The organism is Pseudomonas sp. PDM03, assembly GCF_014852385.1.
GTDB classification, from domain to species: Bacteria; Pseudomonadota; Gammaproteobacteria; order Pseudomonadales; family Pseudomonadaceae; genus Aquipseudomonas; species Aquipseudomonas migulae.
This window is the reverse complement of the sequence record NZ_JACVBM010000011.1, coordinates 165,544-189,193: the sequence shown is the minus strand read 5'-3', so window position 1 is coordinate 189,193 and position 23,650 is coordinate 165,544. Positions and strand designations below refer to the sequence as shown.

General features: G+C 60.9%; 16 protein-coding genes. 12 read left to right on the top strand and 4 right to left on the bottom strand.

Annotation, left to right across the window (positions count from 1 at the left end; genetic code table 11):
- Nucleotides 1–5 precede the first annotated feature (5 nt).
- The 3 genes from IB254_RS17085 to IB254_RS17075 form a co-directional block, all read right to left on the bottom strand.
- A complete protein-coding gene (locus IB254_RS17085) occupies nt 6–704 on the bottom strand; it encodes an SPOR domain-containing protein (protein WP_192418208.1) in 699 nt (232 codons plus the stop codon).
- A 1-nt stretch (nt 705) separates the two neighbouring features.
- Nucleotides 706–2,448, bottom strand: coding sequence for an arginine--tRNA ligase (argS, locus tag IB254_RS17080; protein ID WP_192418206.1), 1,743 nt, complete (start codon nt 2,446–2,448; stop codon nt 706–708).
- Between the two features lie 220 nt (nt 2,449–2,668).
- Nucleotides 2,669–4,888 carry a primosomal protein N' gene (locus IB254_RS17075; RefSeq protein ID WP_008025209.1) on the bottom strand — a complete coding sequence of 740 codons (2,220 nt, stop codon included), beginning with the start codon at nt 4,886–4,888 and terminating at the stop codon, nt 2,669–2,671.
- A 285-nt stretch (nt 4,889–5,173) separates the two neighbouring features.
- On the opposite strand from IB254_RS17075, the gene rpmE reads away from it, so the two are divergent.
- The 3 genes from rpmE to IB254_RS17060 all read left to right on the top strand — a co-directional run bounded on the left by rpmE (nt 5,174) and on the right by IB254_RS17060 (nt 7,667).
- The gene (gene rpmE / locus IB254_RS17070; RefSeq protein ID WP_008025207.1) at nt 5,174–5,392 is read left to right on the top strand and encodes a 50S ribosomal protein L31; all 219 of its coding nucleotides are present in this window, start codon (nt 5,174–5,176) and stop codon (nt 5,390–5,392) included.
- Nucleotides 5,393–5,403: 11 nt separating this feature from the next.
- Complete coding sequence (locus IB254_RS17065; RefSeq protein ID WP_192418204.1) at nt 5,404–6,216, top strand: thermonuclease family protein; 813 nt, start codon at nt 5,404–5,406, stop codon at nt 6,214–6,216.
- A 182-nt stretch (nt 6,217–6,398) separates the two neighbouring features.
- Complete coding sequence (locus tag IB254_RS17060; RefSeq protein ID WP_008025204.1) at nt 6,399–7,667, top strand: malic enzyme-like NAD(P)-binding protein; 1,269 nt, start codon at nt 6,399–6,401, stop codon at nt 7,665–7,667.
- 265 nt (nt 7,668–7,932) lie between these two features.
- Here IB254_RS17060 and IB254_RS17055 read toward each other — a convergent pair whose 3' ends face one another.
- Entirely contained in the window at nt 7,933–10,368 is a 2,436-nt protein-coding gene (locus IB254_RS17055; protein ID WP_412548226.1) for a penicillin-binding protein 1A, read from the bottom strand.
- Between the two features lie 218 nt (nt 10,369–10,586).
- Between IB254_RS17055 and IB254_RS17050 the strand changes: the two genes are divergently transcribed.
- The 9 genes from IB254_RS17050 (at nt 10,587) to gltB (ending at nt 23,648) form a co-directional block, all read left to right on the top strand.
- The gene (locus IB254_RS17050; RefSeq protein WP_192418200.1) at nt 10,587–11,651 is read left to right on the top strand and encodes a pilus assembly protein PilM; all 1,065 of its coding nucleotides are present in this window, start codon (nt 10,587–10,589) and stop codon (nt 11,649–11,651) included.
- A complete protein-coding gene (locus tag IB254_RS17045) occupies nt 11,651–12,217 on the top strand; it encodes a PilN domain-containing protein (protein ID WP_008041859.1) in 567 nt (188 codons plus the stop codon). Before IB254_RS17050 ends, IB254_RS17045 begins: the two co-directional genes overlap by 1 nt.
- Nucleotides 12,214–12,837 carry a type 4a pilus biogenesis protein PilO gene (gene pilO / locus IB254_RS17040; protein WP_192418198.1) on the top strand — a complete coding sequence of 208 codons (624 nt, stop codon included), beginning with the start codon at nt 12,214–12,216 and terminating at the stop codon, nt 12,835–12,837. Before IB254_RS17045 ends, pilO begins: the two co-directional genes overlap by 4 nt.
- Complete coding sequence (locus IB254_RS17035) at nt 12,834–13,361, top strand: pilus assembly protein PilP (protein WP_192418196.1); 528 nt, start codon at nt 12,834–12,836, stop codon at nt 13,359–13,361. Before pilO ends, IB254_RS17035 begins: the two co-directional genes overlap by 4 nt.
- A gap of 13 nt (nt 13,362–13,374) precedes the next feature.
- Nucleotides 13,375–15,459: a type IV pilus secretin PilQ gene (gene pilQ, locus IB254_RS17030; protein WP_192418194.1), complete on the top strand. Its 2,085-nt coding sequence runs from the start codon at nt 13,375–13,377 to the stop codon at nt 15,457–15,459.
- A gap of 4 nt (nt 15,460–15,463) precedes the next feature.
- The gene (gene aroK / locus IB254_RS17025) at nt 15,464–15,982 is read left to right on the top strand and encodes a shikimate kinase AroK (RefSeq protein WP_032828585.1); all 519 of its coding nucleotides are present in this window, start codon (nt 15,464–15,466) and stop codon (nt 15,980–15,982) included.
- Nucleotides 15,983–16,133: 151 nt separating this feature from the next.
- Nucleotides 16,134–17,234 carry a 3-dehydroquinate synthase gene (gene aroB, locus IB254_RS17020; RefSeq protein ID WP_008041853.1) on the top strand — a complete coding sequence of 367 codons (1,101 nt, stop codon included), beginning with the start codon at nt 16,134–16,136 and terminating at the stop codon, nt 17,232–17,234.
- 10 nt (nt 17,235–17,244) lie between these two features.
- Entirely contained in the window at nt 17,245–18,852 is a 1,608-nt protein-coding gene (locus IB254_RS17015) for an AAA family ATPase (protein WP_192418192.1), read from the top strand.
- Between the two features lie 350 nt (nt 18,853–19,202).
- Nucleotides 19,203–23,648: a glutamate synthase large subunit gene (gene gltB / locus IB254_RS17010; RefSeq protein WP_192418189.1), complete on the top strand. Its 4,446-nt coding sequence runs from the start codon at nt 19,203–19,205 to the stop codon at nt 23,646–23,648.
- The last annotated feature ends 2 nt before the right edge of the window (nt 23,649–23,650 follow it).

The window sequence follows — 23,650 nt, the reverse complement described above, 5'->3', positions numbered from 1 at the left end:
CGGTATCAGCGGTTCTGGCGTTGTTGTAACAACAGGTTGCTGAACCCGGCCCCAGCCAGTTGTTTCTGCGCGGTGGTCAGTTGTTCGCGGTTGCTGAACGGCCCGACCAACACCCGATACCACGTCTCGTCCTTCACCGTGCCGGACTCAACCGCCACCGCCTGGCCGAGCAGGATGATCTGCGCGCGCACCTTGTCTGCATCAGCCTCCTTGCGGAACGAACCGGCCTGCAGGAAGAACTTGGTCACCGGTGCCGCCTTGGCCACGGGTGGCGGTGGCGGCGGGGTGATGCCAGCCAATGCCGCCTGAGCCCGCGCCGTGTCGATCTTCGCCGCTTCCGCCGGGGTTACCGGTGTGGTCGGAACAGCCGGCGTCGGCGGTGTTTTCTCCGGCACGGCATCCGGCGGCACGATGACTTCCGATTCCGGCAGCAAGGTGTAGAAGTCGTACTTCGGCTTCACCGGTTGCGTCGGGCTCGGCGGGGTCTTGTTGGCCTCGGCGACCTTGGTGGCTTTCTGCTGCTCGATCTTCTCGCGCTTGACGCTGTCGCTGCCCTTGCCCGGTTCCAGCTTCATCAGGAACACAATGAACGCGCCGACCGTCAGGCCGATGGCCATCCACAACCAACCCGGGATCGGTTGCTTTGCAGGAGCTTGGTAACGGCTGGCGCCACGCTTGGGTGCAGGTTTTTTCTTGGCAGCCAACTTACATACGCTCCAGAGTTTCCAGACCCAAGAGTTCCAGGCCTTGCTTGAGAGTGCGGCCGGTCAGCGCGGCAAGACGCAGGCGGCTTTGCATTTGCGCCGGGGTTTCAGCACTGAGGATCGGGCAGTTCTCGTAGAAACTGGAGAACAGGCCGGCAACGTCGTACAGGTAGGTGCAGAGGATGTGCGGCGTGCCTTTCTCGGACACGTTGTTCAGGATTTCGCCAAATTGCGCGAGTTTGGCTGCCAGCTCATGTTCATGCGCGGCTTCCAGGACGATCTGGCCTTCGACTTCGCTGAAGTCCTTGCCGAGCTTGCGGAACACGCCCGCCACGCGGGTGTACGCGTACAGCAGGTACGGCGCGGTGTTGCCTTCGAAGTTCAGCATCAGGTCGAAGTTGAAGCTGTAGTCGCTGGTGCGGTGCTTGGACAGGTCGGCGTATTTCACTGCGCCGATGCCCACGACCTTGGCGATGTTGCGCAGCTCGTCTTCGGCCAGCTCCGGGTTTTTCTCTTTGACCAGGTTGTAGGCGCGCTCCTGGGCTTCGGTCAGCAGGTCGATCAGCTTCACGGTGCCGCCATCGCGGGTCTTGAACGGACGGCCATCGGCGCCGTTCATGGTGCCGAAGCCCATGTGTTCCATTTCCATCGGGTGCGTCACGAAGCCGGCCTTGCGGGCGACGGCGAACACTTGCTGGAAGTGCAGGGCCTGGCGCTGGTCGACAAAGTACAGCGCGCGATCAGCCTTGAGTTTGCCACTGCGATAACGCACTGCCGCCAGGTCGGTGGTGGCGTAGAGGTAGCCGCCATCCGCCTTGACGATGATCACCGGCAGCGGGTCGCCGTCAGCGTTCTTGAACTCGTCGAGGAACACGCACTGGGCGCCGTTGCTCTCGACCAGCATGCCAGCGGCCTTGAGGTCGTTGACCACGTTGATCAGGTCGTCGTTGTAGGCGCTTTCGCCCATCACGTCGGCCATGGTCAGTTTGACGTTCAATTCTTCATAGATTGCTTGGCAGTGGGACAGAGAAATGTCTCTGAAGCTTTGCCAAACGTCTCGGCAGTTTCGGTCACCTGCTTGCAGATCTACAACCAGTTGCCGAGCATGATTGGCAAACTTCGGGTCTTCATCGAACCGTTTCTTGGCTGCGCGATAAAACTCTTCCAAGTCCGCCAAGTTTTCGCTTCTGTCGAATTTTTTCTGCTCTATTAGATGCGCCATCAGCATGCCGAACTGGGTGCCCCAGTCGCCCACGTGGTTCTGACGGATCACGTCGTCGCCGAGGAACTCCAGAACGCGGGCCACGCCGTCGCCGATGATGGTCGAGCGCAAGTGGCCGACGTGCATCTCTTTGGCGAGGTTGGGTGCCGACAGGTCGACCACGGTGCGTTGCGCCGGGCCGGCCTTGCGCACGCCGATGTGCTCGTCGGCCAGTGCGGCGTCGAGGCGGGCGGCCAGGGCGTCGGTGTTCTGGAAGAAATTCAGGAAACCAGGACCGGCGATTTCGGTCTTGGTGACGTTTTCGTCAGCCGGCAGCGCGGCGATGATTTTCTCGGCCAGATCGCGCGGCTTCATGCCGGCCGGCTTGGCCAGCATCATGGCGATGTTGCTGGCGAAGTCGCCGTTCTTCTTGTCACGGGAGTTTTCCACCTGGATCGCCGGCGTCAGGCCTTCAGGCAACACACCTTCGTTGACGAGTTGGGTGATGGCTTGTTGGATCAACTGGCGAATGGTGTCTTTCATGGTCTTCTCTTTCGACCGCAAGCGCGGCGGCGCTTCGATGCGCTGGTGGAAAAACTGGGCATTATCCGTTGCGAAGGCGGGCTTGCCAACTATAGCGGGCAGGTTGTGGATATGTGGTGACAAATAGACCGCTATCGCCGGCAAGCCAGCTCCTACAAAGTACCGATGAGCGCCGCGAATCCTTGTAGGAGCCGGCTTGCCGGCGATGGCGGCCGATTGATCAATACAAATCCACGGGATCGACATCCAAAGACCAGCGCACCGCCCGCCCGCTCGGCATCTGCTCCAGCACCAGCAACCAACTGGCCAGCAACCGGTGCAGCGGCGCCCGGGCCGTTGCCTGCAACAATAACTGCGCGCGATAACGCCCGGCCCGACGTTCCATCGGTGCGGGCACCGGCCCGAGCAATTCGATCCCGGTCAGATTTTGTTCAGCCAGCAAACGCTCGGCCTCGCTGCATGCCTCGTCGAGAAACCCTTCCGCCTGCCCCGGTTTGTGCGCTTCGGCTCGCAACAGCGCCAAATGCGCAAACGGCGGCAAACCGGCGGAGCGTCGTTCGCTCAGCGCCTGCTCGGCAAAAGCGAAATAGCCTTGTTCAGTCAGTTGCACCAGCAGCGGATGGTCCGCCAGATGGGTCTGGATGATCACTTTGCCCGGCTCTTCGGCCCGCCCCGCGCGGCCGGCGACCTGCACGATCAGTTGCGCCATGCGCTCACTGGCGCGGAAGTCACCGGAGAACAAGCCGCCGTCGGCATCGAGAATCGACACCAGCGTCACCCGAGGAAAGTGATGCCCTTTGGCAAGCATTTGCGTGCCCACCAGAATGCACGGGTGACCCTTCTGAATGGTCGCGAACAGTTGATTCATCGCGTCCTTGCGCGACGTGCTGTCGCGGTCGACCCGCAGCACCGGAACATCCGGGAACAGAATGGCCAGGCGTTCCTCGGCACGCTCGGTGCCGGCGCCCACCGGCCGCAAATCCACTTTGCCGCACTTCGGACAGTGCCGGGGGACGCGTTCGACGTAGCCACAATGGTGGCAGCGCAGTTCGCCGGAGCGCTGGTGCACGGTCATTCGCGCATCGCAGCGCTGGCATTCGGACATCCAGCCGCAGTCGTGGCACAGCAGCGTCGGGGCGAAACCTCGACGGTTGAGGAACACCAATACTTGCTGGCCGGCCGCGAGTGTCTGGCCGATGGCCTGGTGCATCGGCCCGGAAATGCCGCTGTCGAGCGGGCGACTTTTCACATCCAGGCGCAGGAAGCGCGGCTGCTTGGCGCCGCCAGCGCGTTCATTCAAGCGTAGGAGGCCGTAACGCCCGGTGTAGGCGTTGTGCAGGCTTTCCAGTGAAGGCGTGGCGGAACCGAGCACGATCGGGATGTTTTCCTGTCGTGCGCGGACCAATGCCAGGTCACGGGCGTGATAGCGCAGGCCTTCCTGCTGTTTATAAGAGCCGTCGTGCTCTTCGTCGATGATGATCAGGCCGGGGTTTTTCATCGGCGTGAACAGCGCCGAACGGGTGCCGATAATAATGTCGGCGTCGCCGTCGCGCGCGGCGAGCCAGGCTTCAAGTCGCTCGCGATCGTTGACCGCCGAGTGGATCAGCGCGATGCGTGCATTGAACCGTTGTTCGAAGCGCGCCAGGGTTTGCGGGCCGAGGTTGATCTCCGGGATCAGTACCAGTGCTTGCTTGCCGGCTTCAAGGGTTTCGCGGATCAACTGCAAATAGACTTCGGTCTTGCCGCTGCCGGTGACCCCGGCCAGCAAGAACGCGTGATAACTGTCGAACCCGGCGCGAATCGCTTCATAGGCGGCGCGTTGTTCAGGGTTTAGCGGCAATTCCGGTTGCGCCAGCCAGTGCTCGTGGCGGGCGCCGGGGGCGTGCTTGCGGATCTCCACTTGCACCAGATCCTTGGCCAGCAGCAGGTCGAGGCTGTCCTTGCTCAGCATCAGCTTGCTCAGCAACTGATGGGCGACGCCATGAGGATGCTGCGCCAGGGTTGCCAACGCCTCACGCTGACGCGGGGCCCGGGCGATGCGCGGGTCATCGAGGCTGGCGCCAGGCGCGGCAGACCAGAAACGTTCCTGGCGCGCTTCGGCCAGTTCGCCCTGACGCAACAACACCGGCAGCGCCCAGCTCAAGGTATCGCCGAGGCTGTGCTGATAATACTGAGAGGTCCACAGGCACAGCTTGAACAGCGCTGGCGGCAAGGGCGGCGTGGCGTCGAGCAGGGCCAGGGCCGGCTTGAGCTTTTCTGCCGGCACTTCGCTGGTGTCGGTGACCTCCACCAGAATCCCGATCATCTCCCGTCGGCCGAAAGGCACGCGCAGGCGCATGCCCGGTTGCAACTGGGCGCGCAGGACACCGGCCGGGGCACGGTAATCGAACAGGCGGCGCAGGGGCGAAGGCAGGGCGAGGCGCAAAATGGCGTCGGGCACGCGGGGGGTCTCGATCAACAAACAATAGGGGGCGTGACATATAACCTGTAGGAGTGAGCCTGCTCGCGATAGCAATCTTGCAGTCAATATTGCGGCGACTGGCAGACCGTTATCGCGAGCAGGTTCACTCCTGCAGGGGATCGCGTATTGGGTCGGGAGCCTAGCAGACGGTCGGTCTAAGCGACAGCTTGCGTGATTGAGATTGTCTGGTAGAATCCGCGGCCTAATTACGTGCGGTATTCAACAATAGTGTTGGGTGGCGGCACGCAGCCCGAGGAAGACACCATGAAAGCTGATATCCATCCAGAATACCCAGCCATCGCTGTTACCTGCAGCTGTGGCAACAAGTTCGAAACCCGTTCGACCTTCGGCAAAGCCCTGGCGATCGACGTTTGCAACGAATGCCACCCGTTCTACACCGGTAAGCAAAAGACTCTGGACACTGGCGGCCGCGTTCAGCGCTTCGCAGACCGTTTCGGTGCTTTCGGCGCGAAAAAGGCCTAAGGCCAATCATTTTGGAAGGTCGTTCCGGCTTCTCCAGACTGATAAAAAAGGCGTCCCTTGCGGGCGCCTTTTTTGTGTCCGCGATTTGGCTTTCGGGTGCCCAGGCCTTCTGTCCGGTGCCGAGCGGGCTGACGTCGGTCGCGGTGCAACGGGTGGTGGATGGCGACACGCTGCGCCTGAGCGATGGCCGTAGCGTGCGCATGATCGGCTTGAATACGCCCGAGCTGGGTAAACAGGGCCGCTCCGACGAGCCGTTCGCCGTGGCGGCGCGCAAGCGCCTGGAAGCATTGGTGGCTGCCAGCGGCGGGCGGGTCGGTGTGCTGCCGGGTAAAGAGAGCAAGGATCACTACGGTCGTACCCTTGCGCATCTTTATGACGCCAAGGGTGCCAACCTCGAAGCGCAGATGCTCGCAGAAGGGCTCGGTTTCCAGGTGGCGGTCGCCCCGAATGTCGATCTGGTGGCCTGTCAGCAAGCAGCGGAACGCAGTGCGCGGCAAGCCGGGCTCGGTGTGTGGCGCCAGTCGCCTGTACTGAAAGCGGAGCAGATCAACACGTCCGGCTTCGCGGTGGTCAGTGGGCGTGTGAGCAAGGTTCAGCGCAATCGTGGCGGTGTTTGGATCGAGTTGCAGGATTCTCTTGTACTGCGTGTTGCGCCCAATGTGCTGGAGCAATTTGATGGTGCGGCGCTGGAGCGCCTGAAAGGCAAGCAGGTCGAGGCCCGTGGCTGGATCGTGGACCGTTCGCGCCGTGGCGGATTGCAAGCGGGGCAAGCGCGCTGGCTCCTTCCATTGACCGATCCGGCGATGTTGCAAGCGGCGCCTTGATAAAAAATTGTAGACATTTTTATTGTCGATTGTGAACAGTCTATCCCTTGTGTTCCGTGGCTCTTGGCCCAAAGTCGTAGGGCGGGGCGCTTGACAGGGGTGACTGGTCAGTCTTGTGGGGACTTTGCGAGGCGCGTATCCTCGCTGACCAGTCTGTCCAACAGTAAAAGCGGAATGCCCCCATGTCTGATCTGAAAACTGCCGCTCTCGAATATCACGCCCATCCTCGTCCAGGTAAGCTGAGTGTCGAGCTCACCAAGGCCACCGCTACCGCCCGCGACCTGTCGCTGGCCTACAGCCCCGGCGTAGCCGAACCAGTACGCGAAATCGCCCGCGATCCTGAACTGGCCTACAAATACACCGGTAAAGGCAACCTGGTTGCAGTCATTTCCGATGGCACCGCGATTCTGGGCCTGGGTAACCTCGGCCCATTGGCTTCCAAGCCAGTGATGGAAGGTAAAGGCGTGCTGTTCAAGCGCTTCGCCGGTATCGACGTTTTCGACATCGAAGTCGACTCCGAAAGCCCGCAAGCCTTCATCGACACCGTCAAGCGCATCTCCATCACCTTCGGTGGCATCAACCTGGAAGACATCAAGGCACCTGAGTGCTTTGAGATCGAACGCGCTCTGATCGAGCAGTGCGACATCCCGGTATTCCACGATGACCAGCACGGTACCGCAATCGTGACCGCCGCCGGCATGATCAACGCCCTGGAAATCGCTGGCAAAACCCTCGCCGACGCCAAGATCGTCTGCCTGGGTGCCGGTGCGGCCGCCATCTCCTGCATGAAATTGCTGGTGAGCATGGGCGCCAACATCGAAAACATCTACATGGTTGACCGTACCGGCGTGATCCACTCCGGCCGTGACGACCTGAACCAGTACAAGGCTGTCTTCGCTCACGCGACCGACAAGCGCACCCTGGCTGACGCCCTGCAAGGCGCAGACGTGTTCGTCGGCCTGTCCGGTCCGAACCTGTTGAGCGCTGAAGGCCTGCTGTCCATGGCGGCCAACCCGATCGTGTTCGCGTGCTCGAACCCGGATCCGGAAATCTCCCCGGAACTGGCACACGCCACCCGTAACGACGTGATCATGGCGACCGGCCGTTCGGACTACCCGAACCAGGTCAACAACGTACTGGGCTTCCCGTTCATCTTCCGTGGTGCCCTGGACGTTCGCGCCAAGCGCATCAACGAAGAAATGAAAGTGGCAGCAGCCAACGCTCTGCGTGAACTGGCCAAACTGCCGGTTCCTCAGGAAGTGTGCGACGCCTACGGCGGCATCAAGCTGGAATTCGGTCGTGAGTACATCATTCCGAAGCCAATGGACAAGCGTCTGATCACCCTGATCTCCGATGCCGTGGCCAAGGCTGCAATCGAGACCGGCGTGGCAACCCTGCCGTATCCGAAGAACTACCCGCTGAAAAGCGTGGATGATGTGTTCAACGGCTAAGCCGTAGTCGCATCAAACAAAAAGCCCCGGCTCTGGTGAGTCGGGGTTTTTTTATGCCTGCAGGTTTTGTGTTGTCGGTGAGGGCCTCATCGCTGGCAAGCCAGCTCCTACAGGTTTTGTGTTGTACGCAGTTTTCGCGACCGGCACAAAACCTGTAGGAGCGAGGCTTGCCCGCGAAGAGGCCCTAAAAGACAACGCAAAACCTGCAGCCAACAAAAAGCCCCGCGCTTCTCTCGAAGGCGGGGCTTTTCGGGTGGTGCTGCGATCAGAACAGATCGATCGGCGCCGCTTCATCCGCTGGCAGCGGGCTGCCCGGCGCATTGCCGTTGCCCAGCTCATTCACCGACGGTGGCGTATCTTCGGCCTTGAACAGCTCGAAGTACGCTCCAGGCGTGCCTGGGGTGGCTGCCCGGCCGCTGACCGGGTCAACCCGCAGGCTGAGGATGCCTTCCGGTTCCGGTTGCGTGTGTGGCGGCTTGTCTTTGAGCGCGGCGCCCATGTAGTTCATCCAGATCGGCAGGGCGACAGTGCCGCCGAACTCGCGTTTGCCCAGGCTTTCCGGTTGGTCGAAACCGGTCCAGACGGTGGTCACGTAATCGGCGTTATAGCCCGAGAACCAGGCATCCTTCGATTCGTTGGTCGTACCGGTTTTGCCTGCAATATCGGGGCGCCCCAAGGCCAGTGCGCGACGGCCGGTGCCGAGTTTGATCACGTCCTCGAGCATGCTGTTGAGGATGTAAGTGGTGCGACCATCGACAATGCGTTCGGCCACGGCCGGTGCCTGAGGTGTTGGCAGACCCGGAGCTTCGCCCGGCGTCGCATTGACCGTAAAGGCCTCGGCGGTCGGCGCGGCGATGCCGTCGGTGGTCACATCGCCTTTCGGCACGCTTGGCGGATTGGCGACGAACAGCGTGTCGCCATTGCGGCTTTCGATCTTGTCGATGATGTACGGGGTGATCTTGAAGCCGCCGTTGGCGAACGTGCTCCAGCCGGTGGCGATTTCCATTGGCGTCAGGGTCGCGGTGCCCAGGGCCAGCGACAGGTTGCGCGGCAGGTCCTGCTTGTTGAAGCCGAACTTGCTGATGTAGTCGATGGTGCGATCGACGCCGAGCGCCTGCACCAGGCGGATCGACACCAGGTTGCGCGACTTGTACAGCCCTTCACGCAGGCGGATCGGGCCGAGGAAGGTGTTGGTGTCGTTCTTCGGACGCCAGACCTTGTCCAGGTATTCGTCGACAAACACGATCGGTGCGTCGTTCACCAGGCTGGCGGCGGTGTAGCCGTTATCCAGCGCGGCGCTGTACACGAACGGTTTGAAGCTTGAGCCCGGCTGGCGCTTGGCCTGCAGGGCACGGTTGTAGTTGCTCTGCTCGAAGGCGAAACCGCCGACCAGCGAGCGAATCGCGCCGTTCTGCGGATCAAGGGAGACCAGTGCGCCCTGAGCTTGCGGGATCTGGCTGAATTTCAGCGAATTGTCCGGCTGACGCTGTACGCGAATCAGATCACCGACCTGAGCCACATCCGAGGGCTGCTTTGGGTTGGCGCCCATGCTGTTGGTGTTCAGGAACGGCCGCGCCCATTTCATGCTGTCCCAGCCGATGTGTTCGTCGCCGGTACGGGTCAGCACTTGCAGGCCGTTCTTCTCGACCTGCGTGACGATGGCCGGCTCAAGGCCGCTGATGGTGCGCTGCTTGGTCAGCTCCGAGATCCAGACCTCGCGGGTCTTGCCCGGCAGGCGCGACTCGGGACCGCGATAGCCGTGACGCTGATCGTAGGTCATCAGGCCTTCGTGGACGGCCGTGTTGGCCATTTCCTGCAGGTTGCTCGGCACGGTGGTCGTGACGCGGAAACCCTCGGTGTAGGCATCGCTGCCGTAGCGGCCGACCATTTCGGCGCGGGCCATTTCAGCAATGTACGGCGCGTTCACTTCCGGGGTCGGCACGTGATAGCTGGCGTTCAGCGGCTCGTTGATCGCGGCGGTGTAATCGCTCTCGGTGATCTTGCCGAGCTTGTACATGCGGCCAAGGATCCAGTCGCGACGTTCCTTGCTGCGGGCCGGGTTGGCCAGCGGGTTGAAGCGCGACGGAGCTTTCGGCAGGCCGGCGATCATCGCCATCTGCGCCAGGCTGACGTCACGAATCGACTTGCCGTAGTAAACCTGCGCCGCGGCCTCGATGCCGTAGGCGCGGTTGCCCAGATAGATCTTGTTGACATACAGCTCGAGGATCTCGTCCTTGGTCAGCTGCCGTTCGATCTGCAGGGCCAGGAGAATTTCAGTGGTCTTGCGCGAGAAGCTGCGTTCGCTGGTCAGGAAGAAGTTCTTCGCCACCTGCATGGTGATGGTGCTGCCGCCGGACTGGATGTGTCCGCTTTTGACCAATTGGGTGGCGGCACGCATCAGGCTGCTGGGATCGACGCCGTAGTGGTTGGCGAAATTGTCGTCTTCAGCACTTAGTAACGCATTAATGAAATTGGGGGGAATGTCGGCGAAACGGATCGGTGTACGGCGCATTTCGCCAAACTCTGCGATCAACTTGTTGTCGCTGCTGTAGACGCGCAATGGAATCTGCAACTGGATGCTTCGCAGAGCCTCCACAGAAGGTAATCCCGGACTAAGGTAAAGAAACGCGCCGCTCAGACCAAGGAGCAGTCCGCAGAAAACGGCGACGATGGACCAACCGAAGAATTTCAGCAGACGAATCAAGGCTTTGGGATATCCAGGGCAAAGAATGAATTAGGCAGCAGGGTTCAGATAAACAGGGAACGACCCGCGCTTGCAGTAAAAACCGGAAAAAAACGCTGGGCATTATAAGCATTTTTACGTCGAGAGCGTCATTTGCGCTGCTGTCAAGACGGGTGGTTTGAACGCAACGGACATTACAGAGTCCGTAAGACACGGATAGTCATAGGGAATTGGTAGTGCTAGGACTCTTCAATAAAAAAGCCAATACGCTTTTGGGGATCGACATCAGCTCCACGTCGGTGAAGCTGCTTGAGCTTAGCCGCCAGGGCGACCGCTATCGGGTCGAGGCTTATGCGGTAGAACCGCTACCCGCCAACGCGGTGGTCGAGAAAAATATCGCCGAGCTCGAAGGCGTGGGTCAGGCCCTTTCACGCGTGCTGCTCAAGGCCAGAACCAGCCTCAAGAATGTGGCCGTCGCCGTGGCCGGTTCTGCCGTCATCACCAAAACCATCGAAATGGATGCAGGTCTTTCCGACGACGAGATGGAAAACCAGCTGAAGATCGAGGCCGATCAATACATCCCTTATCCACTGGACGAAGTCGCCATCGACTTTGAAGTGCAGGGCGTATCGGCACGCAACCCGGAACGGGTCAGTGTGCTGCTGGCAGCCTGTCGCAAGGAAAACGTCGAAGTTCGTGAAGCGGCGCTCGCACTGGCCGGCCTGACGGCGCGCGTGGTCGATGTCGAGGCTTACGCGCTGGAACGCTCCTTCGGCCTGCTGACCGGGCATCTGGCGGCGTCTCGCGAGGATCTGACGGTCGCCGTGGTCGACATCGGCGCGACCATGACCACCCTGAGCGTCCTGCGCAACGGGAAAATCATCTACACCCGCGAACAGTTGTTCGGCGGTCGACAACTGACGGAAGAAATCCAGCGGCGTTATGGCCTGACCGTTGAGCAAGCGGGGCTGGCGAAGAAGCAGGGCGGTTTGCCGGACGATTACGTCAGCGAAGTGTTGCAGCCTTTCCGTGATGCGCTGGTGCAGCAAGTGTCGCGTTCGTTGCAGTTTTTCTTTGCTTCCGGCCAGTACACCTCGGTCGACCATATCCTGTTGGCTGGCGGCACCGCTTCGGTCCCGGGGCTGGATCGATTGATCGAAGAGCGACTGGGCACTTCGACGCAAGTGGCCAATCCATTTTCCGACATGACCCTGGGCAGCAAGGTAAACGCTGGTGCCCTGGCCAGCGATGCGCCGGCGCTGATGATCGCCTGCGGGTTAGCCCTCAGGAGCTTCGACTGATGGCGCGGATCAACCTTTTACCTTGGCGCGAAGAGCTGCGGGACGCACGCCGCAAACGCTTTTTGCTGGCGCTGGTCGGCGTGCTGGTGGGCGCTGTGGCAGTGGTGCTGGTCGCGGATCGGGCCATCAACGGCGCCATCGACCGACAGGTCGCCCGAAACGATTACATCGGTAAACAGATTGCGGTGGTCGACGAGCGGATCAAACAGATCAGCGACCTCAAGGCGCGGCGACAGCAACTGGTCGAGCGCATGCGCATCATTCAGGACCTGCAGGGCAATCGTCCGATCAGCGGGCGGATCTTCGATCAGTTGGCGCGCACCCTGCCGGACGGGGTCTATTTCACCGAGGTGAAAATGGAAGGTAAAACCCTGTCCATCACTGGCGCGGCAGAATCCAATAACCGTGTTTCTGACTTGATGCGTAATCTGGATGCATCGGACTGGTTCGATGCGCCCACCCTGACAGAGGTCAAGGCGACCACCGCAGGCCAACTGGATCAGGCCAACGTCTTTCAGTTGACCGTGCGTCAGACCCAGCCTGCTGCCGTGGAGGCCGTTCAATGAGGCCGGCCGAATGGATCGAAGGGCTGCGCAAGATCGACATCAACGATCTGGATACCAACAACATGGGGTCCTGGCCACCCGCCATCAAGGTGCTGGCGGGTCTTCTATTGATGATTCTGGTGTTGGCGCTGGGCTACAGCTTTTCCATCAGTGACCTTGAGAGCCAGCTTGAACTCAAGCGCGAGGAAGAGTCGACCCTCAAGGAGCAATTCGCCACCAAGGCCCACATGGCGGCGAATCTTGAGCTGTACACCCAGCAGATGAAGGAAATGGAGAACTCCTTCGGCGTACTCCTGCGGCAACTGCCCAGCGACACCGAAGTGCCTGGCCTGCTGGAGGACATCACCCGTACCGGCCTCGGAAGCGGGCTGGAGTTTGAAGAGATCAAACTGCTGCCTGAGGTCACTCAGCCGTTCTACATCGAACTGCCGATCCAGATCACCGTCACCGGTGCCTATCATGACCTCGCCACGTTCGTCAGTGGCGTGGCCGGGCTGCCACGGATCGTCACCCTGCATGACTTCGACCTTGCCCCGGCCAACCCCGAAGGCGGCGCGAAATTGCGCATGAGCATCCTCGCCAAGACTTACCGCTACAACGACAAGGGGCTGCAAAAATGAGCCCGATTCGTATTTTTCCGATGATCGGGATGTTGGCCGCCCTGGCCGGTTGTGGTGGCAGCAATGACTTCAGTGATCTCGACGCTTACATGAACGAAATGCGTCTGCGTGTGCCCGGCAGGATTGAACCAACGCCGACATTCCGGTCTTACCCAACGTTCACCTACAGCGCCGCTAACTTGCGAAGTCCGTTTTCCCGGCAGCTCAGGGTTGATCTGGCCGGCCAGAAGCATGGCGCACGCAATGTCAAACCAGACCCCAGCCGGGTCAAGCAGTACCTCGAAGGTTTCAACATCGAGCAGTTTGAAATGGTCGGCACGATCTCCAATGCGGCGGGCTCCTTTGCGCTGTTGCGCGGGGCGGGCGGTGTGCATCGGCTGAAAGTCGGCGATTACCTGGGGCGCAACGATGGCCGGATCGTCGCCATCAGCGGCTCGCAAGTCGACGTGGTCGAAATCGTTCCTGACGGCGAAGGCGCCTGGCTGGAGCGGCCACGGACTATCCCTTTGAAAGAACACTCATAGTGGAACTCGAATAATGAACAGGATTTTCGCAACCTTCGGTATTTCGCTATGGATAGCGTTGCTGTCGCCGATGGTACAAGCGGCCAACCTCAAAGCGCTGGATGTCGCCGCGCTGCCGGGAGACCGCGTCGAGTTGAAGTTGTCATTCGATGGCGCGCCGCCGGAGCCCCATGGTTACACGACGGAGCAGCCTGCGCGGATTGCGCTGGATCTGCCTGGCGTGGTCAGCCGGTTGGCGAGCAAGACCCGTGATCTTGGCGGCGGCAACGCCCGCAGCGCCACAGTGGTGGAAGCCAAGGACCGCACGCGGCTGATCATCAACCTGACTCAATTGACCCCGTACACCGCACGGGTCGAAGGCAACAACCTGTTCGTTGTGGTCGGGCGGGGAGGCAGTAACGCTGCCGCGCCTGCCGCCAGGCCTTCGCGGGTCGCCACGGCAGCTGCGGCGCCGGCCAAGGCTTATGCGCCGGTGAGCAAGGCCATTCGCGGTGTGGATTTCCAGCGTGGAACCCAGGGCGAAGGCAACGTGGTCATCGACCTGTCGGACCCTTCCATCGCCCCGGACATTCAGGAACGCGATGGCAGGATCGTCCTTAATTTTGCCAGAACCCAACTACCAGAACCTTTGCGAGTGCGTCTGGACGTCAAGGATTTCGCCACGCCGGTGCAGTTCGTCAACGCCAGCGCCACTGGTGACCGGGCGACCATCAGCATCGAGCCCAGTGGCGCCTTCGACTATTCGACCTACCAGACCGACAACAAGCTGACCGTCAGCATTCGCCCGATGACCGTCGATGACCTGCAAAAGCGCAATGCCGAACGTTTTGCCTACACCGGTGAAAAGCTCTCGCTGAACTTCCAGGACATTGACGTGCGCTCGGTGCTGCAACTGATCGCCGACTTCACCAACCTCAATCTGGTGGCCAGCGACACGGTGCAGGGAGGCATCACCTTGCGTCTGCAAAACGTGCCATGGGATCAGGCGCTGGACCTGGTGCTGAAAACCAAGGGGCTGGACAAGCGCAAGATCGGCAACGTGTTGCTGGTGGCGCCGGCCGACGAGATTGCCGCGCGCGAACGTCAGGAGCTGGAATCGCAGAAGCAGATTGCCGATCTGGCGCCATTGCGTCGCGAGCTGCTGCAGGTCAATTACGCCAAGGCGGCGGATATCGCCAAGTTGTTCACGTCGGTGACCAGTGCCGAGGCGAAAGTGGACGAGCGGGGTTCGATCACTGTCGATGATCGGACCAACAACATCATTGCCTATCAGACCCAGGATCGCCTCGACGAGCTTCGCCGGATCGTCGCTCAACTGGACATCCCGGTGCGTCAGGTGATGATCGAGGCGCGAATCGTCGAAGCCAACGTCGACTACGACAAAAGCCTCGGCGTGCGCTGGGGCGGTTCGTTGCAGAACAGGGGCAACTGGAACACGTCCGGGGTCAGCAACGGCGCCAACGCTTCGTCGACCATCGGCACGCCGGGCAGCACCAGTACCAACTCGCCGTTCGTCGACATGGGCGCCGCCGCCAACACCTCGGGGCTCGGCATCGCCTTCATCACCGACAATGTGCTGCTGGATCTTGAGCTGACCGCGATGGAGAAGACCGGCAACGGCGAAATCGTCTCACAGCCCAAAGTGGTCACGTCCGACAAGGAAACCGCAAAAATCCTCAAGGGCACCGAGATCCCGTACCAGGAAGCCAGCTCCAGCGGCGCCACATCGGTGTCCTTCAAAGAGGCCTCGCTGTCGCTGGAAGTGACGCCGCAGATCACCCCGGACAACCGGATCATCATGGAGGTCAAAGTCACCAAGGACGAACCGGACTACCTGAACAAGGTCCAGGATGTACCGCCGATCAAGAAAAACGAGGTCAACGCCAAGGTCCTGGTCAATGACGGCGAGACCATCGTAATCGGTGGCGTTTTCTCAAATACTCAGAGCAAGGTTGTAGATAAGGTGCCATTTCTCGGCGATGTGCCGTATCTTGGCCGCCTTTTCCGGCGTGACGTGGTTTCGGAGAAAAAATCCGAGCTGCTGGTATTTCTCACTCCGCGTATCATGAACAACCAGGCGATTGCTGTGAGTCATTGATTCTGTGCGAAATTTGATTCTTGTTGGACCGATGGGGGCTGGAAAAAGCACCATCGGCCGGTTGCTGGCCAAAGAGCTGCGCCTGCCATTCAAAGATTCCGATAAGGAAATTGAATTGCGCACGGGCGCCAATATCCCATGGATCTTCGATAAGGAAGGCGAGCCGGGCTTTCGCGACCGCGAGCAGGCGATGATTGCCGAGCTGTGCGATTGCGATGGCGTGGTGCTGGCGACCGGTGGCGGTGCAGTAATGCGCGAAGCCAATCGTCGGGCGCTGCGTGCCGGTGGTCGGGTGGTTTATCTGCACGCTTCCGTGGAGCAGCAGGTCGGCCGCACTGCCCGCGACCGCAATCGTCCATTGTTGCGTACCGCCGACCCGGCCAAGACCCTTCGGGATTTGCTGGAGTTGCGCGATCCGCTTTATCGGGAAATCGCCGACCTGGTGGTTGAAACGGATGAGCGGCCGCCGCGTATGGTGGTGCTCGATATTCTCGAGCGCTTGCAGCAGCTGCCTCCCCGTTAAAGCGCAGCGCGAAATGCGCTATCCTCGGCGTCCTGCCACGACCGCTCAAGGTTGTGGCGGATGACTACCGAACGGCGTCACACCATCAGATGCCCTGGATACTCGATAACTCAAGGCGGGATGCCTGATTTCATCTTCACTGTGGGGACACATGCAGACACTCAAGGTCGATCTAGGCGAGCGCAGCTACCCGATTCATATTGGCGAAGGTTTGTTGGATCAGCCTGAGCTGCTGGCCCCGCATATTCGCGGACGGCAAGTGGCGATCATCTCCAACGAAACCGTTGCGCCGCTCTATCTTGAACGTCTGACCCGCAGCCTTGCGCAGTATTCGGTGATTTCCGTGGTGCTGCCCGACGGCGAAGCCTTCAAGACCTGGGAAACCCTGCAACTGATTTTCGACGGCTTGCTGACCGCACGACACGACCGTCGCACGACCGTGATCGCCCTCGGTGGCGGCGTGATTGGCGACATGGCCGGTTTTGCCGCCGCCTGTTACCAGCGTGGCGTCGATTTCATCCAGGTTCCAACCACTCTGTTGTCGCAAGTCGACTCCTCGGTGGGCGGCAAGACCGGGATCAATCATCCGCTGGGCAAAAACATGGTCGGCGCCTTCTATCAGCCGAACGTGGTGCTGATCGATACCGCCTCCCTCAATACCCTGCCGGCCCGCGAGTTGTCTGCCGGGCTTGCTGAAGTCATCAAATACGGTTTGATCTGCGACGAGCCCTTCCTGACCTGGCTCGAAGAAAACGTCGATCGCCTGCGCGCCCTGGACCAGGTCGCCCTGACCTATGCCATCGAGCGCTCCTGCGCGGCGAAGGCAGCGGTGGTCGGCGCCGATGAAAAGGAAACCGGCGTTCGCGCCACGTTGAACCTGGGCCACACGTTCGGCCACGCCATCGAAACCCACATGGGCTATGGTGTCTGGCTGCATGGTGAAGCGGTCGCTGCCGGTACGGTAATGGCGTTGGAAATGTCCACGCGTCTGGGCTGGATCAGTGAGCAAGAGCGTGATCGCGGCATTCGCCTGTTCCAGCGTGCCGGCCTGCCGGTCATCCCGCCTGAAGAGATGACTGAAGCCGATTTTCTCGAACACATGGCAATTGACAAGAAAGTGATCGACGGTCGTTTGCGCCTGGTGCTGCTGCGCCACATGGGCGAAGCAGTGGTGACCGACGATTATCCGAAAGAGGTTCTACAGGCCACGCTGGGAGCGGATTACCGCGCCCTGGCTCAGCTTAAAGGTTAATAAGATCCCGATGACTAGTTTGCACGCCGACGAGGCTTTCCTCGGCCATTACCAGTTGAGTCATGACCCTTTTGCTCCACGGGTGCCTGGCTTCAAATTCTTCCCGGCCCAGCGCAAACCTGTGCTGGGTCAGCTGCACCACCTGGCCCGTTACAGCCAGTTGCTGCTGGTGGTCACCGGCCCGCAAGGCAGTGGCAAGACCCTGTTGCGTCAGGCCCTGGTGGCCAGCACCAATAAACAGTCCGTTCAAAGCGTGGTGGTTTCCGCCCGTGGCGCCGGTGATGCGGCGGGCGTGCTGCGTCAGGTGGCTCAGGCGCTGAACGTCGCCGAGGCCGAGACAGGCGCGATTCTGGCTCAGGTCGTGCAGCTCGCGCTGACCGGTCAGGAAGTCTATTTGCTGGTGGACGACGCCGAGCAGCTCGACGAGTCCGCGCTCGAAGCCTTGATGGAGCTGGCCGCCGGTGCGCCGGAAGGCCGCCCGCATGTGTTCCTGTTCGGCGAATCCTCGCTGATCGCTCAACTTGAGGCGCTGAGCCTTGAAGAGGAGCGCTTCCACGTCATCGAGCTGCAGCCTTACACCGAAGAAGAGACCCGCGAATATCTGGACCAGCGGCTCGAAGGTGCAGGGCGGGGTATCGAACTTTTCACCGCAGAACAGATCTCTGATATTCACGAAAGCTCCGACGGCTGGCCTGGCAACATCAACCAGGTTGCCCGCGATGCAATGATCGAAGCCATGATTGCCAGCCGCTCAGCGGTCAAGCGTCCAAGTATGGGGTTCAACATGCCGAAGAAACACGTATTGGCGATTTCCGCCGTCGTCGTGGTCGCGGTAGCCGCCGCCTGGTTGATGCCAGGTCGCAGCAAAGCACCGACCACCGGCGCACCTGCCAACGAACAGGCGCAACTGCCGCTCGGACAGGGCACGCCACAACCTAACAGCGGCGGCGCACCTGCCGTGGAATTCGCCGGTAATTCGCAACCGATGCCATTGCCGTTGGTCGGCAACTCGCAGCCGGTCATGCGTGGCCCGCTGGCTGAAGCCGCCGGTGGCATTACCGAGGGCGACGATGGCGTGCCGGTAGAGGGTTCCAGCGCTACACCGCCGACCGTGACCACCATCGCGCCTCCTGCGGGCATCCAGGCCGGTCCTGCGCCGACGCCAGCCGCCAAGCCGACGCCAGCGCCTGCACCGACTCAGGTCGCGACGGCCAAGCCGGTTCCGACGGCGCCTGCAGTGAAGCCGGCACCAGCGACTGCGCCAGCCAAGCCTGCGGCCGTCGCAACCGCCAAGCCTGCCGAGAAACCAGCGGCTGCGGCCAAGGCTGCCGGCGGCACCTGGTACGCCGGTCAGGCTCCGGGTAACTACGTGGTGCAGATCCTCGGCACTAGCTCCGAGGCGACCGCGCAAAACTTCGTGAAAGAGCAGGGCGGCGAGTACCGTTATTTCAAGAAAGTCCTCAACGGCAAGCCGCTTTACGTCATCACTTACGGTAACTTCGCCAGCCGCGATGCAGCCGTTACCGCCATCAAGGCCTTGCCAGCGAAGGTTCAGGCTGGTAAACCTTGGCCTCGCACTGTCGCCAGCGTCCAACAGGAACTGGCAACAACTCGCTGAAGATTCGGCGGCCTTACCCAGGCCGCCTCTCCCGGCACCTCAAAATTTCTACAAGCGCATGCCGCCTCTACAGGCCGCGTGCCTTGTGGTGTCTGCGTCACAGTAGTCTTTGAGTCGTTGCAGTCAAAATTAAAAAAGTTTTGACTAGCACAGCAGATCGCTTTAAACCTTTCACAAATGCGACATAGATTTGCGACATTTCGTCGTCAAATTTGTGAGCCTCTGTGTCGGTGTGTACAATGACCTCCCTTTTGCCCCCGCAAAGCTGGCGTACGTTCGGCGCGGATGGTAAGTGGTTGAATTGAAAAGAAATTTGCCTCGATAAGAGGCAGCCTGGTGAGAAAGTGTCTATGAAAGCAGGTCTGTACCAACCAGATGAATTCAAGGATAACTGCGGTTTCGGCCTGATAGCCCATATGCAGGGCGAGCCCAGTCATACCCTTTTGCAAACGGCCATCGAGGCCCTGACCTGCATGACCCACCGCGGTGGGATCAACGCCGACGGCAAGACCGGTGACGGTTGCGGTCTGCTGATTCAAAAGCCGGACGTGTTCCTGCGAGCCATCGCCCAGGAAACCTTCGGCGTCGAACTGCCCAAGCAATATGCGGTGGGCATGGTCTTCTTCAACCAGGACCCGGTCAAAGCCGAAGCCGCTCGCGAGAACATGAACCGCGAGATCCTGGCCGAAGGCCTGACCCTGGTCGGCTGGCGCAAAGTGCCGATCGACACCAGCGTCCTCGGCCGCCTGGCCCTTGAGCGCCTGCCGCAGATCGAGCAGGTCTACATCGGCGGTGAAGGCCTGAGCGATCAGGACATGGCGATCAAGCTGTTCAGCGCCCGTCGTCGCTCGTCCGTGGCCAACGCCGCCGACGTCGATCACTACATCTGCAGCTTTTCGCACAAGACCATCATCTACAAAGGCCTGATGATGCCGGCGGATTTGACCGCCTTCTATCCGGACCTCAGCGATCAGCGCCTGCAAACCTCGATTTGCGTGTTCCACCAGCGCTTCTCCACCAACACCCTGCCGAAATGGCCGCTGGCCCAGCCATTCCGCTTCCTCGCCCACAACGGCGAGATCAACACCATCACCGGCAACCGCAACTGGGCCCAGGCCCGTCGCACCAAGTTCACCAACGATCTGATGGATCTGGAAGAACTCGGCCCGCTGGTGAATCGCGTCGGTTCCGACTCCTCCAGCATGGACAACATGCTCGAGCTGATGGTCACCGGTGGCATCGACCTGTTCCGTGGCGTGCGGATGATCATTCCGCCTGCGTGGCAGAACGTCGAAACCATGGACCCGGACCTGCGTGCGTTCTACGAATACAACTCGATGCACATGGAACCGTGGGACGGCCCGGCCGGCGTAGTAATGACCGACGGTCGTTACGCGGTGTGCCTGCTCGACCGTAACGGTCTGCGTCCGGCGCGTTGGGTCACCACCAAGAACGGTTTCATCACCCTGGCGTCCGAAATCGGTGTCTGGAACTACCAGCCTGAAGACGTGATCGCCAAGGGCCGCGTTGGCCCGGGCCAGATCTTTGCCGTGGACACCGAAACCGGCCAGATCCTCGACACCGACGCGATCGACAACCGTCTGAAGTCCCGTCATCCGTACAAGCAATGGCTGCGCAAGAATGCCCTGCGCATCCAGGCGACCATGGAAGACAACGACCACGGTTCGGCGTTCTACGATGTCGATCAGCTCAAGCAGTACATGAAGATGTATCAGGTCACGTTCGAAGAGCGCGACCAGGTGCTGCGTCCGCTCGGCGAGCAAGGCTACGAAGCCGTTGGCTCCATGGGCGACGATACGCCGATGGCCGTGCTGTCCCAGCGCGTGCGCACGCCGTACGACTATTTCCGCCAGCAGTTCGCGCAGGTGACCAACCCGCCGATCGACCCGCTGCGTGAAGCCATCGTCATGTCGCTGGAGATCTGCCTCGGTGCCGAGCGCAACATCTTCCAGGAGTCGCCGGAACACGCCTCGCGCGTGATCCTCAGCTCGCCGGTCATTTCCCCGGCCAAGTGGCGCTCGCTGATGAACCTCGATCGTCCGGGCTTCGAGCGCGCGATCATCGACCTCAACTACGACGAAAGCGTCGGCCTCGAAGCGGCTGTGCGCAACGTCGCCGATCAGGCTGAAGAAGCCGTTCGCGCCGGTCGCACCCAGATCGTCCTGAGCGACCGTCACATTGCACCGGGCAAGTTGCCGATCCACGCTTCCCTGGCCACCGGCGCGGTACACCACCGCCTGACCGAAAAAGGCCTGCGTTGCGACTCCAACATCCTGGTGGAAACCGCCACCGCACGCGACCCGCACCACTTTGCGGTGTTGATCGGTTTCGGCGCCTCGGCGGTTTATCCGTTCCTGGCTTATGAAGTGCTGGGCGACCTGATCCGTACCGGTGAAGTGCTGGGCGACCTCTATGAGGTGTTCAAGAACTACCGCAAAGGCATCACTAAAGGCCTGCTGAAGATCCTGTCGAAGATGGGTATCTCGACCATCGCTTCTTACCGCGGCGCTCAACTGTTCGAAGCCATCGGCCTGTCCGAGGAAGTCTGCGACCTGAGCTTCCGTGGCGTGCCGAGCCGCATCAAGGGCGCACGTTTCGTCGACATCGAAGCCGAGCAGAAAGCCCTCGCCGCCGAAGCCTGGAGCCCGCGCAAGCCGATCCAGCAAGGCGGTCTGCTGAAGTTCGTCCACGGTGGCGAATATCACGCCTACAACCCGGACGTGGTCAACACCCTGCAAGCCGCTGTGCAGCAGGGCGACTACAGCAAGTTCAAGGAATACACGTCGCTGGTGGACAACCGTCCGGTGTCGATGATCCGCGACCTGTTCAACGTCAAGACGCTGGCCACGCCGCTGGACATCAGCGAGATCGAACCGCTGGAATCTGTGCTCAAGCGCTTTGACTCCGCCGGCATTTCGCTTGGCGCACTGTCGCCGGAAGCTCACGAAGCCCTGGCCGAAGCCATGAACCGCCTCGGTGCGCGTTCCAACTCCGGCGAAGGCGGCGAAGACCCGGCGCGCTACGGCACCATCAAGAGCTCGAAAATCAAGCAAGTCGCGACTGGCCGTTTCGGTGTGACCCCGGAATACCTGGTCAACGCTGAAGTACTGCAGATCAAGGTCGCTCAGGGCGCCAAGCCCGGCGAAGGCGGTCAACTGCCAGGCGGCAAGGTCAACGGTCTGATCGCCAAGCTGCGTTACGCAGTGCCGGGCGTGACCCTGATTTCGCCGCCGCCGCACCACGACATCTATTCCATCGAAGACTTGTCGCAGCTGATTTTCGACCTGAAACAAGTCAACCCGAAGGCCCTGGTCTCGGTGAAGCTGGTAGCAGAAGCGGGCGTCGGCACCATCGCCGCCGGTGTGGCCAAGGCCTACGCGGACTTGATCACCATCTCCGGCTACGACGGCGGCACCGGCGCATCGCCGCTGACCTCGATCAAATACGCGGGCGCTCCGTGGGAACTCGGCCTGGCCGAAACCCACCAGACCCTGCGTGGCAACGACCTGCGCGGCAAAGTCCGGGTACAGACCGACGGCGGCCTGAAAACCGGCCTCGACGTGATCAAGGCGGCCATCCTCGGCGCTGAAAGCTTCGGTTTCGGCACCGCGCCAATGATCGCGCTGGGTTGCAAATACCTGCGTATCTGCCACCTGAACAACTGCGCCACCGGCGTCGCGACTCAGAACGAGAAGCTGCGCAAGGATCACTACATCGGCACCGTCGACATGGTGGTGAATTTCTTCACCTACGTCGCCGAAGAAACCCGTGAGTGGCTGGCCAAGCTGGGCGTGCGCTCCCTCGAAGAGCTGATCGGTCGCACCGATCTGCTGGAAATCCTCGAAGGCCAGACCGCCAAGCAGAACCACCTGGACCTGACCCCGTTGCTGGGCAGCGATCACATCCCGGCAGACAAACCTCAGTTCTGCCAGGTCGACCGCAACCCGCCGTTCGACAAAGGCCTGCTGGCCGAGAAAATGATCGACATGGCCACCTCGGCCATCAACGACATGAGCGGCGCCGAATTCGCGCTGGATATCTGCAACTGCGACCGTTCGATCGGCGCGCGGATCTCTGGTGAAATCGCACGCAAGCACGGCAACCAAGGCATGGCGAACGCGCCGATCACCTTCCGCTTCAAAGGGACGGCCGGTCAGAGCTTCGGTGTGTGGAACGCCGGCGGTTTGAACATGTACCTGGAAGGCGACGCCAACGACTACGTCGGCAAAGGCATGACCGGCGGCAAACTGGTCATCGTTCCGCCGAAGGGCAGCGCCTACAAGACTCAGGACAGTGCCATCATCGGCAACACCTGCCTGTACGGCGCCACCGGCGGCAAGTTGTTCGCTGCCGGCACTGCGGGCGAGCGTTTCGCCGTGCGTAACTCCGGTGCTCACACCGTGGTGGAAGGCACTGGCGATCACTGCTGCGAGTACATGACCGGTGGTTTCGTCTGCGTCCTGGGCAAAACCGGTTACAACTTCGGCTCAGGCATGACCGGCGGTTTCGCCTACGTGCTCGACCAGGACAACACCTTCGTTGACCGGGTCAACCACGAACTGGTGGAAATCCAGCGGATCAGCGGCGAAGCGATGGAAGCCTACCGTAGCCACCTGCAACGCGTGCTGAACGAGTACGTCGAGGAAACCGACAGCGAGTGGGGTCGTGAACTCGCGGAAAACCTCGATGACTACCTGCGCCGTTTCTGGTTGGTCAAGCCCAAGGCTGCCAGCTTGAAAACGTTGCTTTCCAGCACCCGTGCCAACCCGCAGTGATA